The following is a 15,953-nucleotide window of genomic DNA, read 5'->3' as shown; positions in this document are numbered from 1 at the left end:
CTTGTCCGTGTTTCGCTGCATCGCACCTAGGAACCTGCCGTCGCCCTGCCGGTTCCGAGGTTTCATTGTGGCGTGGCCCTGACATTGCCGCGCGGTCCCCTTATGTTCTGGTTTCGAATCTGACTGACGGATATTTCTGCGCCTGTGACCGATCTCCCCGCCCCCCGCATTTCCGACCTGGCGCGCGCCCGCGCGCCCGAGGACGAGGTGCCGCGCGACTATCTGAAGGGGCTGAACCCCGAACAGCGTGAAGCGGTCGAGACGACCGAAGGGCCCGTCCTGGTTCTCGCCGGCGCCGGCACCGGCAAGACCCGGGTCCTGACCACGCGGTTGGCCCACATCCTGGCCACCGGCCGGGCCAAGCCCTGGGAACTGCTGACCGTCACCTTCACCAACAAGGCCGCGCGCGAGATGCGCGAGCGGATCACCCATCTGATCGGTCCGTCGGCCGAGGGCCTGCGCTGGTTGGGCACCTTCCACTCGGTCGCCGCCCAGATCCTGCGTCGGCATGCCGAACTGGTCGGGCTGAAATCCAGCTTCACCATCCTGGACACGGACGACCAGGAACGGGTGCTGAAACAACTGCTGGAGGCGGCGAACATCGACACCAAGCGTTGGACGCCCAAGTCGCTCAGCGGCCTGATCGACCACTGGAAGAACCGCGGTTGGACGCCCGAGAAGCTGCCGCCCGGCGAGGATTTCGCCAACGGCAAGGGCCAGGACCTGTACGCCGCCTATCAGGCGCGGCTGCGCAGCCTGAACGCCTGCGACTTCGGCGACTTGCTGCTGCACAACATCACCATCCTGTCGCAGCACGCGGATTTAGCCGAGGAATACCGCCGCCGCTTCCGTTACATCCTGGTCGACGAATATCAAGACACCAATGTCGCCCAATATTTGTGGCTGCGGCTGCTGACGGCCTCGACCGGCAATGTCTGCTGCGTCGGTGACGACGACCAGTCGATCTATGGCTGGCGCGGGGCCGAGGTGGATAACATCCTGCGCTTCGAGCGCGACTTCCCCGGCGCCAAGATCGTCAAGCTGGAGCGCAACTATCGCTCGACGAGCCACATCCTGGGCGCAGCCTCAGGCCTGATCGCCGCCAATCGCGACCGTCTGGGCAAGACCCTTTGGACCGAGGACGACAGCGGCGACAAGGTGCGGGTGCGCGGCGTCTGGGACGGCGAGGCCGAGGCCCGGCTGATCGCTGACGAGATCGAGACCGCCCGCCGTCCCCACGCGGGCGAACCGGGCCTGAAATACAAGGACATGGCCATCCTGGTCCGCGCCTCGTTCCAGATGCGGGCGTTTGAAGAGCGGCTGGTCATGCTGGCCATCCCCTATGCCGTCATCGGCGGCCCGCGCTTCTTCGAACGCGCCGAAATCCGCGACGCCCATGCCTATATGCGGCTGATCCAGTCCGAGGACGACGATCTGGCCTTCGAGCGGATCGTCAATGTGCCCAAGCGCGGCATCGGCGACACCAGCGTACAGAAGGTTCTGCAACTCGCCCGCCAGCACGGCCTGTCCGCCCTGACCGCCGTGCGCGGACTGATCAACACCGACGAGCTTCAGGCCCGCACCCGCACCGCCTTGTCCAACTTCGTGCGTGACATCGACCGCTGGCGCGCCCTGTCCGAGACTACGCCCCACTGGCAGGTCATGGAGACGGTGCTGGAGGAGAGCGGCTACACCGACATGCAGAAGGCCGACCGGACCAGCGGCCAGACCCGGTTGGACAACCTCAAGGAACTGACTCAGTCGATGCAGCAGTTCGAGACGCTGCAGGCCTATCTGGAACACGTCTCCCTGGTCATGGATCTGGAACGCGCGACCAGTGACGATCCCAATGGCGACGGCGCCGTCCAGATCATGACCCTGCACGGCGCCAAGGGGCTGGAGTTCCCGCTGGTCTTCCTGCCCGGCTGGGAGGAAGGCGTCTTTCCCAGCCAGCGCAGCATCGACGAGAAGGGCGAGAAGGGCCTCGAGGAGGAACGCCGCCTGGCCTATGTCGGCGTCACCCGCGCCAAGCAGGACGCCCGCATCTCCTTCGCCGCCAACCGCCTCGTCTATGGCCGCTGGACCTCGCAACTGCCCAGCCGCTTCGTCGATGAACTGCCCATCGCCCACGTCGATCCACAATCCGACACCGGCTACTACGGCGCCTCGACCGGCATGAAGGAGGCCAAGAGCCGCTGGGACGACGCGCCCAGCTTCGGCAGCGGCTATTCCTCCCCCGGCTGGAAACGCGCTCAAAGCTTCACCGCCGCCCAGACGCCGAACAAGATTCCGGCCCGCAAAGCCGTGATCGAGGGGGACGGCCGCCTGATCGCCACGGGCGATCCCAAGTCGAGTTCCAGCTGGAAAAAGGGCGAACGCGTCTTCCATCAGAAGTTCGGCTACGGCAACGTCCGCATCATCGAGGGCAACAAACTGCTGGTCGATTTCGAAAAGGCCGGCGAAAAGCGGGTGATCGACAGCTTCGTCGAGAAGGCTTGACGTTGTCAGGCGACTGACCCAGATTGTTCCTGCAATGTTCTGAATGGACGCCACGCCATGGCCGACGGCTCCCTGACTCTCAAGCTCGACGACTACACCACTGCCAAGATTTCGGAACGCGCACGAACCATGGGTATGCCGGCGGAGGCGCTGGCGGCCATGGTGTTGGACGCCCGTTTCTTCGACTATGACGACTTCACCTGGATCAACGGCGACCCGCGCGACGACCAGGCGTCACTGAACGAAGTGCACGAGGAGGGCCGACCGTGGAGCGAGGCGAGGTCTGATTTCCTGGCGCTGATCGACAAGACGTTCGGCAAGCCTGAATGAAGATGATCCTGTCGCCGAGGGCCGAACTCGACTTCGAGGCCCAGGTGCGATGGCTCCAACTCCATTCTCCCGTTGCGGGCCGGGCAGTGGCCTTGCGCATCGTGCAGACGATTGATCTACTGGCGAACTTTCCAGACCTTGGCATGGTCGTCTGCGGAGATGTACGCGAAAAGGCGGTTCAGTTCGGTAGGGAAGGATTTGTGATCCGCTACCGGCGCTTAAGCCAGACCTTGATCGTGCTCCGTATCTTCCACAGCCGCCAGAACAGACTAGGATGATCAGTTGAACGTTGCTCGCCCCCTTGGGCGCTAGCGGCTAGGACTAATCCGACAGGGTAAGTGGATGGCACGGCCCTTTATCAAACGGAACCAGCCATGGCAGGCCTCAAGGACAAGCGCGGCTTCATCGACAAGGAACGCATAGACCTGTCTGAGCGGCAGTCGGTAGAATATTTCATGAAACGCTGGGGCGTTACACGCGACCAGATCACCGCCGCCCACCGCAAGGTCGGTCGCATGACCAAGGACATTGCGGCGGAGCTGGGCAAGAAACGCTGAGCCACCCCCTTGACCAAAAACGGCCCCGGATCGTTCCGGGGCCGTTTCAGTCTCTGGTTCAGATGTGGATCACTCGCCCGTAGGCGTCCAGCGCCGCTTCGTGCATGGCCTCCGACATGGTCGGGTGCGGATAGACGATGCCGTGGATGTCTTCTTCCGTCGCCTCCATGGTGATGGCCGTGACATAGCCCTGGATCATCTCGGTCACTTCGTGGCCGATCATGTGAGCGCCGATCAGGGCGCCGGTCTTGGCGTCGAAGATCACCTTGACGAAGCCGTCAGTGTCGCCCGAGGCGATGGCCTTGCCGTTCACGCGGAACGGGAAGCGGCCGATCTTGACCTCGCGCTTCTCGGCGCGGGCGGCCTGTTCGGTGACGCCGACCGAGGCGACCTGCGGCTGGGCGTAGGTGCAGCCGGCGATCGGCGAATGGACGTTGGGCGTCTTGAACCCGGCGATGAACTCGGCGGCGTGGATGCCTTCGTGCGAGGCCTTGTGCGCCAGCCAGGGCGCGCCGGCGCAGTCGCCGATGGCGTACAGGCCCTTGACGTTGGTCTGACAGTGCCCGTCGATCTTGACGTGGCCGCGGTCCATTTCCAGACCCAGGGCCTCCAGGCCGATGCCGTCGGTGTTGGCGGAGATGCCGACCGCCGAGATGCAGACCTCGGCCTCAAGCGTCTCGGCCTTGCCGCCGACCTCGACGGCGACCTTCACGCCCTTGGCGTCCTTGCTCACCTTTGTGACCTTGGCGTCCAGCTTGAACTTCATGCCGCGCTTCTCGAACGACTTCTGGGCGGCCTTGGAGACCTCCTCGTCCTCGACCGGCATGACGCGATCCACGGCCTCGACCACGGTCACGTCGCAGCCCAGGGCGCGATAGAAGCTGCCGAACTCGATGCCGATGGCGCCCGAGCCGATGACGACGATCGACTTGGGCAGGAACTTCGGCGCCATGGCCTCGCGGTAGGCCCAAATCCGGTCGCCGTCGGCTTCCAGACCGATCTGCGGCAAGGCGCGGGCGCGGGCGCCGACGGCCAGCATGACCGACTTGGCCTCCAGGGTGCGCGAACCGCCCGCCTTCAGGTCAACGACGACCTTGGGCGCGGCGGCACCCTTCTCCAGCTTGGCCGAGCCCTCGATCACCTCGATCTTGTTCTTCTTCATCAGGAAGCCGACGCCCTGATTCAGCTGTTTGGCCACCCCGCGCGAGCGCTGGATGATGGCGTCGAAGTCGAACGACGCGCCCGATGCGGACAGGCCGTATTCCTTCAGATGGCTCAGGCTCTCGAACTTCTCGCCAGACTTCAGCAGCGCCTTGGTCGGGATACAGCCCCAGTTCAGGCAGATGCCGCCCAGGTTTTCGCGCTCTATGATCGCGACCTTGAGGCCCAGTTGGCTGGCGCGGATGGCCGCGACGTAACCGCCGGGGCCCGAGCCGATGACGACGAGATCGAATTCAGCAGCCATGATCAGATCAACTTCTCGATGTCGGCCTTGATGGCCTCGGGTTCTGTTTGCGGAGCATAGCGGGCGACCACCCTGCCCTCGCGGTTGGTCAGGAACTTGGTGAAGTTCCACTTGATGGCCTTAGAGCCAAGGAAGCCACGCTTCTGCTGCGTCAGCCAGGCGTACAGCGGATGCCGGTTCGGCCCGTTGACCTCCACCTTGTCGAACAGGGGGAAGGTCACGTCGAAACTGGTGGCGCAGAAGGCGGCGATCTCCGCCGCCCGTCCCGGCTCCTGGTCGCCGAACTGGTTGCAGGGAAAGCCCAGCACCTCGAACGGCCGGTCGGCGAACGTCCGGTGCAACTTCTCCAGCCCATCGTACTGGCCGGTGAAACCGCACTTGGACGCCGTATTGACGATCAGCAGCGCCTGACCGCGAAAACGATCCAGCGAAACCTCCGTGCCGTCGATGGCGCGGGCGGAGAAGTCATAGACCGAGGTCATGACCTCACCCTCCCCTTACGCCAGCATCGCGACGGGATCTTCGATCATCGGCTTGAACGCCTGCAGGAAGCGGGCGCCGGTCGCGCCGTCCACCACGCGGTGATCGCAGGTCAGGGTCACGGTCATGACCGTGGCCGCCACGATCTGACCGTCCTTGACGACGGCCCGTTGTTCACCAGCGCCCACGCTCATGATGCAGCCCTGGGGCTCATTGATGATCGAGGTGAACTGCTTGATACCGAACATGCCGAGGTTGGACACCGAGAAGGTGCCGCCCTGGAACTCTTCCGGCTTCAGCTTGCGTTCGCGGGCGCGCTTGGCCAGGTCCTTGGACTCGGTCGCGATCTGCGCGAGGCCCTTGGTCTCGGCCTTCTTGATGATCGGGGTGATCAGGCCGCCGTCGATCGCCACGGCCATGGAGACGTCGGCGTTGTGGTGCATGGCGATGCCTTCGGGGGTGTAGGAGGCGTTCGCCTCCGGCACCATCTTCAAGGCCAGGGCCGCAGCCTTGATGACGAAGTCGTTGACCGAAACCTTGACGCCCTGCGGCTCCAGCATCTTGTTCACCTTGGCGCGAACCGCCATCAGCTGGTCGATCTCGACGTCGATGAACAGCGGGAAGTGCGGCACGTTCTGGACGCTGTCGACCATGCGACGCGCCACGGCCTTCTTCATCCCGTCGAGCGGGATCAGGTCGTAGCTGCCGTCCGGGATCCCCATCTGGGCCAGCGACTGCGCCTTGCGCGGCTCAATCCCCGAGATCGCGGCGGCGGCGGTCGCCGTCGAGGCGGCGGCCGGTTGAGCGGCGCCCTTCGGCGCGCCCTCGACGTCACGCTTGACGATGCGGCCGTGGGGGCCCGTGCCCTTGATCGATTTCAGATCAACGCCGTTCTGGGCGGCGATGCGACGCGCCAGGGGCGAAGAGAAGATGCGCTCGCCGTTTTCCGATTTCGGGGCGGCGGGCGCCGGAGCGGCAGCAGCAGCCTTGGGCGTTTCAGCGGCGGGAGCGGCTTCGGCCTTCGGCGATTCCTCGGCCTTGGCGGCGGGCTTTTCCGCAGCCTTGGGCGCGGCGGTTGCGCCTTCATCCTTCAGGCGGGCGATGGGCGTATTGACCTTCACGCCTTCCGAGCCTTCGTCGACCAGGATTTCGGTGATCTCGCCCTCATCGACGGCCTCGACTTCCATCGTGGCCTTATCCGTCTCGATCTCGGCGATCACGTCGCCGGCCGAGACGACGTCTCCGACCTTGACGTGCCACTTGGCCAGAACGCCCTCCTCCATCGTCGGAGACAAGGCCGGCATCAGGATATCGGTCATCAGGCGTTCCCCCCGGTATTGGTGGTCGGCTCCGCGACGGTTCGGACGTTCGCCGCCTTCACCACTTCGCTGACGCCTTCGAGGATGCGGTTGTAGGCCGCAGTTTCATCATGGTTGTGACGAACGGCATAGCCGTGCGCCATATGGCGCGCGGCATAGGCCAGCATGTGGCCGAACTGGAGCGGGTCGTTGAAGGCGGGCTTCACCGACATCACCGGTTCGTTCTTCGACCACCACATACGCAGCACTTCGATCGCATCGGGATCAGCGGCGACGCTCTCGGGCGTCACCAGCATGAATTCCGAGGCTTCGGTCATGCCATCACCTGCTTCACGGCCGCGACGATCTTGTCCACGCCCGGAAGCGACAAGACTTCCAGGTTGGCGGCATAAGGCAGCGGCACGTCTTCCTGGTGCACGCGCAGCGGTGGGGCGTCTAGATAGTCGAAGGCGTGTTCGATGACACGGGCCACCACCTCGGCGCCGACACCCATCGGACCCCAGCCCTCTTCGGCCGAGACCAGACGGCTGGTCTTCTTGACGCTCTCGACGATGGTGTCGGTGTCCAGCGGACGCAGGGTGCGAAGATCGACGACCTCGCACTCGATGCCTTCCTCGGCCAGCTTCTCGGCGGCCTGGAGGGCGAAGCCGACCATGCGGCTGTGGGCCGTGATGGTCACATCCTTGCCTTCGCGACGGACCTTGGCCTTGCCGATCGGCAGGACATAGTCCTCGACGTCCGGCACATCGAACTCCAGGCCGTACATCATCTCGTGTTCGAGGAAGACGACAGGGTTCGGGTCGCGGATGGCGGCTTTCAGCAGTCCCTTGGCGTCGGCGGCGTCATAGGGCGCGATCACCTTCAGGCCCGGTACCTGGGCGTACCAGGCGGAATAGTCCTGGCTGTGCTGGGCGCCGACGCGCGAAGCGGCGCCGTTCGGGCCGCGGAACACGATAGGTGCGCGGATCTGACCGCCCGACATATACAGGGTCTTGGCGGCCGAGTTGATGATGTGGTCGATCGCCTGCATGGCGAAGTTGAACGTCATGAACTCGACGATCGGCTTGAGGCCCGACATGGCGGCCCCGACGCCCAGGCCGGCGAAACCGTGCTCGGTGATCGGGGTGTCGACGACGCGCTGGTCGCCGAACTCCTGCAGCAGGTCGCGGCTGACCTTGTAGGCGCCCTGGTACTGGGCGACTTCCTCGCCGATCAGGAAGACGCGATCATCGCGACGCATCTCTTCAGCCATGGCGTCGCGCAGGGCGTCGCGCACCGTCGTCTTGACCAGTTTGGCGTCGGCCGGGATTTCCGGGTCGCGCAGTTCGACCTTGGGGGTCGAGGTCTGGGCCGGAGCCTTTTCGGGATCGCCGGTCTTGCCTTCGGCAGTCGCCTTGGGCGCATCGGCCTGAGCCTTGTCGGATTCAGCCTTGGGCGCAGGCGCCGCTGCGCCGTCTTCGCCGGCCAGACGCGCGATCGGCGTATTGACCTTTACGTTCTCCGAACCTTCGGCGACCAGGATTTCCATCACTTCGCCTTCATCCACGGCCTCGACTTCCATCGTCGCCTTGTCGGTTTCGATCTCGGCGATCACCTGGCCAGCCGACACGGTGTCGCCTGCCTTGATGTGCCATTTGGTCAGCGTGCCCTCTTCCATCGTGGGGGACAGCGCCGGCATCAGAATGTCGGTCACGGATCAGGCCTCCACGTAGACGTCGGTGTAGAGCTCGGACGGATCGGGTTCCGGGCTCTCTTGAGCGAATTGAACAGCTTCGGCGACGATCGCCTTGATTTCGGTGTCGATGGCCTTGAGCTCGTCCTCGGTCGCATTGGCGGCCGACAGCAGCATCTTCAGGTGATCGATCGGGTCACGGGTCTTCTTGACCTCGTCCACCTCTTCCTTGGTCCGGTATTTCGCCGGGTCGGACATCGAGTGACCGCGATAGCGATAGGTCTTCACTTCCAGGATGAAGGGACCGCCGCCTTCACGGGCGCGCTTCACCGCACGGGCCGTAGCGTCACGCACGGCCAGCACGTCCATGCCGTCAACCTGTTCGCCCGGAATGCCGAAGCTGGCCCCGCGCTGGTACAACTCGGTCGTGGAGGACGAGCGTTCGATGCTCGTGCCCATGGCGTACTGATTGTTCTCGATAATGTAGATGGCGGGCAGCTTCCACAGCTGCGCCATGTTGAAGCTCTCGTAGACCTGACCCTGGTTCGAGGCGCCGTCGCCGAAATAGACGAAGGCCACCGAATCGTCGCCGCGATATTTGCCGGCGAAGGCCAGTCCGGTGCCCAGCGCCACCTGGGCGCCGACGATGCCGTGACCGCCGTAGAAGCCGGTCGGCACGTCGAACATGTGCATCGAGCCGCCCTTGCCCTTGGACGAGCCGCCGCTGCGGCCGGTCAGCTCGGCCATGACTTCCTTGGGATCCATGCCGGCGGCCAGCATGTGGCCGTGGTCACGGTAGCCGGTGATGATCTTGTCGTGGCCCTGTTTGACGCTCTCCTGAACGCCGACGGCCACGGCTTCCTGGCCGATGTACAGGTGGCAGAAGCCGCCGATCAGACCCATGCCGTAGAGCTGACCTGCACGCTCTTCGAAGCGGCGGATCAGGACCATCTCGCGATAGAAGCGAAGGAGGTCCTCCTTGGACGCCGTCGGCGTGTTGGGCAGTTTGTCAGGCGAAGTCGTCTGAGCGGATTTGGCTGGGGCTTTCGCCATCCGGTATCTCCCGGCTAGGCGTCGAGAACCGGCGCCTTCTTATCGTTACGGAAAGGGGCTTTAGCAGCCTTCCTTCCCGGAACGCAAAGGGGTGGGAGCCGCCCTGTAACAATAGTTCAAGTGGCGAGGGTTTTCACCCTTGAACGGCGGGGCTCTGCACGCGGATCACATAGTCGCGGGGGTCGGAGAAGCCCAAGACGGCGCGCGCACGCTCTTCCAGAAGATCACGGGACAGACTGTCGGTGCGAAGATAGCGAACGCGCGTCTCAAGGTCGCGACGCTGTTCGGTCAGATGCGCCAACTGGTCCTCACGCTGCCCCAGCAGGGCATCGCGGGAAGAGCCGCTCAACAAGCCGCGCTCGCCCGTCAGCGCCTGCACCCCAAGATAGGCAAGCAACAACAACAGGGCGAAGGACAGGCGGTAAGGTTTCATCCGTTCGGGCACTTAAAACGCTCCTTCTGAGCGCGAAAACACAGTTCAGGAACCGTGCCCGAAAATGCCTAACGAAATGTAGCTTGACCGTAAGATAGTCGGCGGAGAACACTGATTCTCCGCCGACAATTCCGTTCTTACTTCAGCAGCATGCCGTCGCCGAAATAGATGCCCTGGTCACCCAGCATCTCTTCGATGCGCAGCAGCTGGTTGTATTTCGCCACCCGGTCCGAACGCGCCAGCGAGCCGGTCTTGATCTGCCCGCAGTTGGTGGCGACAGCCAAGTCTGCGATGGTGTAGTCCTCGGTCTCGCCCGAGCGGTGGCTCATGACGGCGGTGTAGCCTGCGCGGTGAGCCATATCGACGGCGTCCAGCGTCTCGGACAGGGTGCCGATCTGGTTGACCTTGATCAGGATGGAGTTGGCCAGGCCTTCGCCGATACCGGCGGCCAACCGCGCCGGATTAGTCACGAACAGGTCGTCGCCGACCAGTTGGACCCGGTCGCCCAGCCGTTCGGTCAGCAGGCGCCAGCCGTCGAAGTCGTCCTCGGCCATGCCGTCCTCGATCGAGACGATCGGGAAACGCTCGCACAAATCGACCAGATAGGCGGCCATACCGTCGGAATCGACGGTCTTGCCCTCGCCGGTCATGATGTATTTGCCGTCCTTGAAGAACTCGGTCGAGGCGACGTCCAGGCCCAGGTGGAAGTCTTCACCGGCCAGATAACCGGCCGCCTGCCCCGCCTTGGTGATAAAGCTCAGGGCTTCGTCGGCCGAGGCTAGGTTCGGGGCGAAGCCGCCCTCGTCGCCGACGTTGGTGTTGTGACCGGCGTCCTTCAGCTGCTTCTTCAGGGCATGGAAGATTTCAGCGCCCATGCGCACCGCGTCCGAGAAGGTCTCGGCGCCGGTCGGCAGAATCATGAACTCCTGAATGTCGATGGGATTATCGGCGTGAGCGCCGCCGTTGATGATGTTCATCATCGGGGTCGGCAGGACACGGGCCGAAACGCCGCCGAGGTAGCGATACAGTTCCTGATTGGCCGACAGGGCGCTGGCCTTGGCGACGGCCAAGGACACGCCAAGGATGGCGTTGGCGCCGAGACGCGCCTTGTTGGGCGTGCCGTCCAGATCGATCATCGCCTCGTCGATGCGGCGCTGCTGCTCGGCGTCCATGCCGGACAGGGCGTCGAAGATCTCGCCGTTGACGGCGTCGACCGCCTTCTGCACGCCCTTGCCGCCCCACATGTCCTTGTCGCCGTCACGCAGTTCGACGGCTTCGTGCGCGCCGGTCGAGGCGCCCGATGGGACGGCGGCGCGGCCAAAGGAGCCGTCTTCCAGCGTGACATCGACTTCCACCGTCGGATTGCCCCGGCTGTCGAGGATCTGGCGGGCGACGATGTCGGCGATGTCGGTCATGGCTCGGCTCTTTGGCTCAAGGGGCAAGGGAGGTCCGACGGTTTAGCCGCCTCCCCGCAAAACGCCAATGCCGACATCGTCGCCTGGCGTCAGGAACAGCCCTCGACCAGTTGGATCGATGGATCGCCGGCGTGAACCATCATCACGTTGCCGTCGCTGCCGATTTCGTAGCGCGCGCCTCGCGCCGCCGGATCGGTGACATAGGACGTCGAGCCACCACGCGACCAGACGAACAGATCTTCGGCTGGCGCATCCTGGTACTTGTGCGGTTGGGCGAAAAGGGCGCCGCCGTAAGCCTGTTTGATCGCCATGGCGGCGTCGCCGACGCCAAATCCACGATCGGTCTTGGTCGTCGCACCGCGCGCCAGAGTGATTCGCGTCAGGACGCCGTTCTGGATCATGACCCGCACGTCCGCCGGCGCATTGGCCGGATGGAACTCGTCGCAGGTCTCAGGGTCAGCGCCGCCGACGGCGTTCGGCTGAGAATCATCGCCCCAAGCCGTCACCAGCTCGGCGCGCGTCATGCCGATTCGCACGGGGCCCAGCCCTTCGGCCGTCAGGGCGTTGGGGTCTACAGCCGGCGCTGCGGGCGTCTCCACAGCCGGCGCAGCGGTCACTGGAGCCGGAGCAGCGGGCTGTTCCTGGCGGTCACAGGCGGCGAGCGTCAGCAGCGCGCAGGCGCTGACGGCGGTGAAACGAATCATCATGCGGCGTCTCCAGAGGAAGCTTCACCGCATTGAACGCACGAAAACGGCGCGCGGGTCACCGCGCGCCGTTAAAATCGTCATCCGGCCGTAGCCGGACGCCAGTCGAAGACTAGTCTTCCTTCGGCGTGATGACCTGGCGACCGCGATAGGTGCCGGTCTTCAGGTCGATGTGGTGCGGGCGCTTCAGCTCGCCGGTGTCCTTGTCCTCGACATAGACGTTCGAGGTCAGGGCGTCGTGGGCGCGGCGCATGTTGCGACGCGAGGGGGATACTTTCCGCTTCGGAACGGCCATGTCCGTCTCAATCTTCTAAGTCGGGCGCCGCCCAGAGCCGAAGCCTGATCAAGCGCGAAAACGATAGCGGCGGCCCTGAACCCTTCAAAGGAAGAACGGGGGACCGCCACGCGAGGCGCGGCTTATGCATGAACCCCGCGACGATTTCAAGGCGTTTAAGCAGGTGTGAGGCGACGCACGATCTTCGCCGGATTCCCGACCACCACGACATCCGACGGCACATCCTTGGTCACCACCGAACCGGCCCCGATCACCGATCGATCCCCGACGGTGACGCCGGCCAGAATGATGGCGCCGCCGCCGATCCAGACGTCGTCGCCGATGACGATGGGCCGCGCCGTCTCCTCGCCGCGACGCGCAACGGCGTCCAGCGGATGCTCCGGCGTCAGAAGCTGCACCCCAGGCCCCGCCTGAAAGTTGTCGCCGATGCGGATTTCGGCGCAGTCCAGGAACACGCAGTTAGCGTTCGCGAAGGCCCGCGCTCCCATATGGATGTTGACGCCATAGTCACAAAAGAAGCCCGGCATGATCACCGCCTTGCCGTCGGCGGCGTTCACCAGCTCATTGACCAGGGCGCCGCGCCGCTCGCGATCCGGCTCGGCGTTGATGGCGACGGTCAGGCCGACCGCTCGGGCGCGACCGTCCCGCAAGTCCTGATCGCCCGGATCATAGGGCAGGCCCGCCAGCATCTTCTCGCGTTCAGTCATGCGGTCTCCGTGAGAGCAGCAGCCACGGCCTCGCCTATGGCCAGGGAGCTGGTCAGGCCAGGGCTCTCGATGCCGAACAGCGCCATCAGGCCGTCTATGCCGTGATGCTCGCGTCCGTGCAGTTGAAAGTCCGGCTGCGGCTCGCCCGGTCCATGCAGCTTGGGGCGGATGCCGGCGTAGTCCGGCGTCAGGGCGCCGTCGGGCAGGCCGGGCCAGAACCGGCGGATATAGGCGGCGAAAACCTCGGCCTTGGCCGGATCGACCGAATAGTCCTCGGTCTCGACATAGGCCAGGTCGGGGCCAAACACGGCCTGCCCGCCCAGATCCTTGCGATAATGGGTGCCGAGAGCGCCGGGAATGGGCGGCGGATAGATCAATCGGTCGAACGGCGCCTTTCCGACCAGCCGGAAGTAGATCCCCTTGCCGAAATGGCCCGCCGGAATGTCGCTGGCCGGATAGCCGTCAATGGCCGCCGCCACGGCCTGGGCCGAGAGACCGGGGGCCGTGACCAGCAGGCGGCTGGTGATCTCCATCGCCCCCTCCCCGCCTACACGGATGCGAAACCCGCCGTCCGGCAGGGGTTCGGCACCTTCGAACGGCGCCGAAACCACGACCGAGCCGCCCGCATCCTCGATTTCGCCCTGCAGGGCCAGCATATAGCCATGGCTGTCGAACAGGCCGCTCTCGGGCGACAGGATGGCGGCATAAGCATTCAGTTCGGGCTCCAGCGCCCGCGCCTGGGCGCCGGTCAGATGCGCCAGCCCCTCGACCCCGTTGGCCGTCGCCTGTTCGAAGATGGCCTCGATCCGTTCGACCTCGGCCTCTTGCGTGGCCACGACCAGCTTGCCGCATTTGCGATGGTCGATCTTACGACTGGCCAGGAAGTCATAAAGCGCCCGCCGCCCCTCGACGCAGAACTGCGCCTTTCGCGATCCGGTCGGATAATAGAGGCCGCCGTGAATCACCTCGGAATTGCGCGACGAGACGCCCTGGCCGATGTGGCCTTCCTTCTCAAGCACCAGCACCGTCAGGCCGCGTTTCGACAACGCCCGACCGCAGGCCAGGCCCACAGCCCCGGCGCCCACGACGGTCGCGTCGAAATCGAAGACGTTCAGCAAAACTCAGCCATCTTCATGCTCAAGAACAACCACAGCGGCCACAAGGGCAGGATCGCAAAGCCCCACCATGCGCGTGGTTCGTTACGAACAATGAAAGCTCTCCACCCATTTATCAGCACGCCGAGGATGGCTATCGGCAAGGTCACGCCCCCGATCACGAAAAGACGAGCTGGCCATCCCGCGCAAGAATCACTCCCCATCCCTGACATGGCGGCGAACATCAGCAACATGGGGGACGCCAAGACGAAAGCGCAGGTCGATATAACAAGAACGACCAGCAGAACCCAGCTGCGACGCCTGTACAATACAGGTCTCTGTTCCGACATCGTGCGCCCTCATCGAAACCGTCTAGCTGCTTCGCTTTCAAAGCATCCGATCAGCTTTTCCACCGCGCGGTCGAAGTTGGCCGACAGCATCAGGTCCAGCATCTTCGATTTGAAGGCGAAGTCGATCATGAACTCCAGCCGCGCCCCGTCGGGGTGCGGAAAGAACTCCCACCGATTCTTCAGGTGCTTGAACGGCCCGCGCAGCAGGCCGACCTCGACCTTGGGCGCGTTCCGGTCATGCCGGACCCAGGTGGAGAATCGCTCCTTCAGGAAGGAGAAGCCGACCCCCGCCTCAGCGTCCAGCACAGTGACGCCCTCGCCCTCGGCCCGCTCGTTCCAGACGCGCATCGACGTGACCCAGGGCACGAAGTCGGGATAGGCGCGCACGTCGGCGACCAGATCGGCAAGCTGTTCGGGCGCATAGGGAAGGATGCGCGTGACGCGGTGGACGGCCATGCGGGACTTAGCGACGCAGCTGCGCCTCGCGCGCCGCCTTCAGCCGAGCGAAATCGTCGCCGGCGTGGTGCGACGAACGCGTCAGCGGACTGGACGACACCATCAGGAAGCCCTTGGCCCGGGCGATCGCCTCATAGGCCTTGAACTCTTCCGGCGTGACGAAACGGTCGATGGCGGCGTGTTTGCGCGTCGGCTGCAGGTACTGCCCGATGGTGATGAAGTCGACGCCGGCGGACCGCATGTCGTCCATCACCTGCATGACCTCTTCCTTGGTCTCGCCCAGGCCGACCATGATGCCGGACTTGGTGAACTGCTCCGGGTCGCGCTCCTTGACCATCTGCAGCAGGCGCAGGCTGTGGAAGTAGCGGGCGCCGGGCCGGATTTTCAGATACAGGCGCGGCACGGTTTCCAGGTTGTGGTTGAAGACATCCGGCTTGGCTTCGATCATCACGGCGGCCGCCCCGTCCTTGCGCAGGAAGTCAGGCGTCAGGATCTCGATGGTGGTGCCCGGCGCCTGGATGCGGATCTGGCGCACCACCTCGGCGAAGTGGGCCGCGCCGCCGTCCGACACGTCGTCGCGATCGACCGAGGTGATCACCACGTGGTTCAGGCCCATCTGCTGAACCGCCAGCCCGACCTTGCCCGCCTCTTCAGGGTCCAGCGGCTGGGGCAGGCCCGTCTTGACGTTGCAGAAGGCGCAGGCCCGCGTGCAGGTGTCGCCCATGATCATCAGGGTGGCGTGCTTCTGGCTCCAGCACTCGCCGATGTTCGGGCAGGCCGCCTCCTCGCAGACCGTCACCAGCCCCTTGGAGCGCACGATCTCCTTGGTCGCATTGTACTGACCCGAGCCGGGCGCCTTGACCCTCAGCCAGTCGGGCTTTTTCAGAACGACCGACTCGGGCCGGTTCTGCTTTTCGGGGTGACGCAGCTCGGAAGGCTTGCGCTGAAGGGTGTCGATCAGGGTGACCATTCCCGGTATTTCGGACTTTGAAGGCGTTAAGGCAAGGCACACCGGGTAACAGACTTGCCGCAGGCGTGACCGCGCGGCGGAACTCACGCGACGTTACGCATCTTTTCAAGATGACGCGGCGTCATTAATGACAGTCGCCCGAACAACAGAGAGG

19 protein-coding genes are annotated in these 15,953 nt (G+C 64.5%); 4 read left to right on the top strand and 15 right to left on the bottom strand.

Annotation, left to right across the window (positions count from 1 at the left end; translation table 11 throughout):
- Positions 1–144: 144 nt before the first annotated feature.
- The 4 genes from ACP693_RS10830 (at position 145) to ACP693_RS10815 (ending at position 3,386) form a co-directional block, all read left to right on the top strand.
- Positions 145–2,499 (top strand): ATP-dependent helicase, encoded by a 2,355-nt coding sequence (locus ACP693_RS10830; protein WP_426016923.1) that lies wholly within the window; start codon positions 145–147, stop codon positions 2,497–2,499.
- Between the two features lie 57 nt (positions 2,500–2,556).
- Entirely contained in the window at positions 2,557–2,829 is a 273-nt protein-coding gene (locus ACP693_RS10825; protein WP_426016925.1) for a hypothetical protein, read from the top strand.
- On the top strand, positions 2,826–3,107 hold the full coding sequence (locus ACP693_RS10820) for a type II toxin-antitoxin system RelE/ParE family toxin (RefSeq protein ID WP_426016927.1): 282 nt from the start codon (positions 2,826–2,828) through the stop codon (positions 3,105–3,107). Before ACP693_RS10825 ends, ACP693_RS10820 begins: the two co-directional genes overlap by 4 nt.
- A 96-nt stretch (positions 3,108–3,203) precedes the next feature.
- Complete coding sequence (locus ACP693_RS10815) at positions 3,204–3,386, top strand: DUF3606 domain-containing protein (protein WP_135195518.1); 183 nt, start codon at positions 3,204–3,206, stop codon at positions 3,384–3,386.
- Between the two features lie 58 nt (positions 3,387–3,444).
- Here the strand turns inward: ACP693_RS10815 and lpdA are convergent, their stop codons facing one another.
- From lpdA to lipA, 15 genes are all read right to left on the bottom strand, one after another.
- Positions 3,445–4,851: a dihydrolipoyl dehydrogenase gene (gene lpdA, locus ACP693_RS10810; RefSeq protein WP_426016929.1), complete on the bottom strand. Its 1,407-nt coding sequence runs from the start codon at positions 4,849–4,851 to the stop codon at positions 3,445–3,447.
- A 2-nt stretch (positions 4,852–4,853) separates the two neighbouring features.
- Positions 4,854–5,333 carry a glutathione peroxidase gene (locus ACP693_RS10805; RefSeq protein ID WP_426016930.1) on the bottom strand — a complete coding sequence of 160 codons (480 nt, stop codon included), beginning with the start codon at positions 5,331–5,333 and terminating at the stop codon, positions 4,854–4,856.
- Between the two features lie 15 nt (positions 5,334–5,348).
- Entirely contained in the window at positions 5,349–6,650 is a 1,302-nt protein-coding gene (locus ACP693_RS10800) for a pyruvate dehydrogenase complex dihydrolipoamide acetyltransferase (protein ID WP_426016932.1), read from the bottom strand.
- On the bottom strand, positions 6,650–6,967 hold the full coding sequence (locus ACP693_RS10795) for a DUF5076 domain-containing protein (protein WP_426016934.1): 318 nt from the start codon (positions 6,965–6,967) through the stop codon (positions 6,650–6,652). The genes ACP693_RS10800 and ACP693_RS10795 overlap by 1 nt, the downstream gene beginning before the upstream one ends.
- A complete protein-coding gene (locus tag ACP693_RS10790; RefSeq protein WP_426016935.1) occupies positions 6,964–8,343 on the bottom strand; it encodes a pyruvate dehydrogenase complex E1 component subunit beta in 1,380 nt (459 codons plus the stop codon). Before ACP693_RS10790 ends, ACP693_RS10795 begins: the two co-directional genes overlap by 4 nt.
- Positions 8,344–8,346: 3 nt before the next feature.
- Entirely contained in the window at positions 8,347–9,375 is a 1,029-nt protein-coding gene (gene pdhA / locus ACP693_RS10785) for a pyruvate dehydrogenase (acetyl-transferring) E1 component subunit alpha (RefSeq protein ID WP_135195511.1), read from the bottom strand.
- 133 nt (positions 9,376–9,508) lie between these two features.
- Positions 9,509–9,808: an FtsB family cell division protein gene (locus ACP693_RS10780; protein WP_426019576.1), complete on the bottom strand. Its 300-nt coding sequence runs from the start codon at positions 9,806–9,808 to the stop codon at positions 9,509–9,511.
- Positions 9,809–9,945: 137 nt separating this feature from the next.
- Positions 9,946–11,223, bottom strand: coding sequence for a phosphopyruvate hydratase (eno, locus tag ACP693_RS10775; RefSeq protein ID WP_426016937.1), 1,278 nt, complete (start codon positions 11,221–11,223; stop codon positions 9,946–9,948).
- An 89-nt stretch (positions 11,224–11,312) separates the two neighbouring features.
- Positions 11,313–11,930: a hypothetical protein gene (locus tag ACP693_RS10770; protein WP_426016939.1), complete on the bottom strand. Its 618-nt coding sequence runs from the start codon at positions 11,928–11,930 to the stop codon at positions 11,313–11,315.
- Positions 11,931–12,039: 109 nt separating this feature from the next.
- Positions 12,040–12,222: a 50S ribosomal protein L32 gene (gene rpmF / locus ACP693_RS10765; RefSeq protein WP_026108365.1), complete on the bottom strand. Its 183-nt coding sequence runs from the start codon at positions 12,220–12,222 to the stop codon at positions 12,040–12,042.
- Positions 12,223–12,377: 155 nt separating this feature from the next.
- Positions 12,378–12,929 carry a sugar O-acetyltransferase gene (locus tag ACP693_RS10760; protein ID WP_426016940.1) on the bottom strand — a complete coding sequence of 184 codons (552 nt, stop codon included), beginning with the start codon at positions 12,927–12,929 and terminating at the stop codon, positions 12,378–12,380.
- A complete protein-coding gene (locus ACP693_RS10755; RefSeq protein ID WP_426019578.1) occupies positions 12,926–14,044 on the bottom strand; it encodes an NAD(P)/FAD-dependent oxidoreductase in 1,119 nt (372 codons plus the stop codon). Before ACP693_RS10755 ends, ACP693_RS10760 begins: the two co-directional genes overlap by 4 nt.
- Complete coding sequence (locus ACP693_RS10750) at positions 14,041–14,277, bottom strand: hypothetical protein (RefSeq protein WP_426016941.1); 237 nt, start codon at positions 14,275–14,277, stop codon at positions 14,041–14,043. The genes ACP693_RS10755 and ACP693_RS10750 overlap by 4 nt, the downstream gene beginning before the upstream one ends.
- A gap of 105 nt (positions 14,278–14,382) precedes the next feature.
- Positions 14,383–14,829 carry a type II toxin-antitoxin system RatA family toxin gene (locus ACP693_RS10745; protein WP_426016943.1) on the bottom strand — a complete coding sequence of 149 codons (447 nt, stop codon included), beginning with the start codon at positions 14,827–14,829 and terminating at the stop codon, positions 14,383–14,385.
- A 7-nt stretch (positions 14,830–14,836) separates the two neighbouring features.
- On the bottom strand, positions 14,837–15,799 hold the full coding sequence (gene lipA, locus ACP693_RS10740; RefSeq protein ID WP_426016945.1) for a lipoyl synthase: 963 nt from the start codon (positions 15,797–15,799) through the stop codon (positions 14,837–14,839).
- Positions 15,800–15,953: the final 154 nt, after the last annotated feature.

The sequence above is a fragment of the Brevundimonas sp. TWP1-3 genome, from assembly GCF_049896085.1.
In the GTDB taxonomy this organism is placed as follows: Bacteria; Pseudomonadota; Alphaproteobacteria; order Caulobacterales; family Caulobacteraceae; genus Brevundimonas.
This window is presented reverse-complemented; position numbering and strand designations above follow the sequence as displayed.

What these genes read in the sequence shown, in the direction of transcription:
- ACP693_RS10825 (WP_426016925.1), top strand. Translation starts at nt 2,557, where the DNA reads ATGGCCGACGGCTCCCTGACTCTCAAGCTCGACGACTACACCACTGCC.
- ACP693_RS10820 (WP_426016927.1), top strand. Translation starts at nt 2,826, where the DNA reads ATGAAGATGATCCTGTCGCCGAGGGCCGAACTCGACTTCGAGGCCCAG.
- ACP693_RS10815 (WP_135195518.1), top strand. Translation starts at nt 3,204, where the DNA reads ATGGCAGGCCTCAAGGACAAGCGCGGCTTCATCGACAAGGAACGCATA.
- lpdA (WP_426016929.1), bottom strand. Translation starts at nt 4,851, where the DNA reads ATGGCTGCTGAATTCGATCTCGTCGTCATCGGCTCGGGCCCCGGCGGT.
- ACP693_RS10805 (WP_426016930.1), bottom strand. Translation starts at nt 5,333, where the DNA reads ATGACCTCGGTCTATGACTTCTCCGCCCGCGCCATCGACGGCACGGAG.
- ACP693_RS10800 (WP_426016932.1), bottom strand. Translation starts at nt 6,650, where the DNA reads ATGACCGATATCCTGATGCCGGCCTTGTCTCCGACGATGGAGGAGGGC.
- ACP693_RS10795 (WP_426016934.1), bottom strand. Translation starts at nt 6,967, where the DNA reads ATGACCGAAGCCTCGGAATTCATGCTGGTGACGCCCGAGAGCGTCGCC.
- pdhA (WP_135195511.1), bottom strand. Translation starts at nt 9,375, where the DNA reads ATGGCGAAAGCCCCAGCCAAATCCGCTCAGACGACTTCGCCTGACAAA.
- ACP693_RS10780 (WP_426019576.1), bottom strand. Translation starts at nt 9,808, where the DNA reads ATGAAACCTTACCGCCTGTCCTTCGCCCTGTTGTTGTTGCTTGCCTAT.
- eno (WP_426016937.1), bottom strand. Translation starts at nt 11,223, where the DNA reads ATGACCGACATCGCCGACATCGTCGCCCGCCAGATCCTCGACAGCCGG.
- ACP693_RS10770 (WP_426016939.1), bottom strand. Translation starts at nt 11,930, where the DNA reads ATGATGATTCGTTTCACCGCCGTCAGCGCCTGCGCGCTGCTGACGCTC.
- rpmF (WP_026108365.1), bottom strand. Translation starts at nt 12,222, where the DNA reads ATGGCCGTTCCGAAGCGGAAAGTATCCCCCTCGCGTCGCAACATGCGC.
- ACP693_RS10760 (WP_426016940.1), bottom strand. Translation starts at nt 12,929, where the DNA reads ATGACTGAACGCGAGAAGATGCTGGCGGGCCTGCCCTATGATCCGGGC.
- ACP693_RS10750 (WP_426016941.1), bottom strand. Translation starts at nt 14,277, where the DNA reads ATGTTGCTGATGTTCGCCGCCATGTCAGGGATGGGGAGTGATTCTTGC.
- ACP693_RS10745 (WP_426016943.1), bottom strand. Translation starts at nt 14,829, where the DNA reads ATGGCCGTCCACCGCGTCACGCGCATCCTTCCCTATGCGCCCGAACAG.
- lipA (WP_426016945.1), bottom strand. Translation starts at nt 15,799, where the DNA reads ATGGTCACCCTGATCGACACCCTTCAGCGCAAGCCTTCCGAGCTGCGT.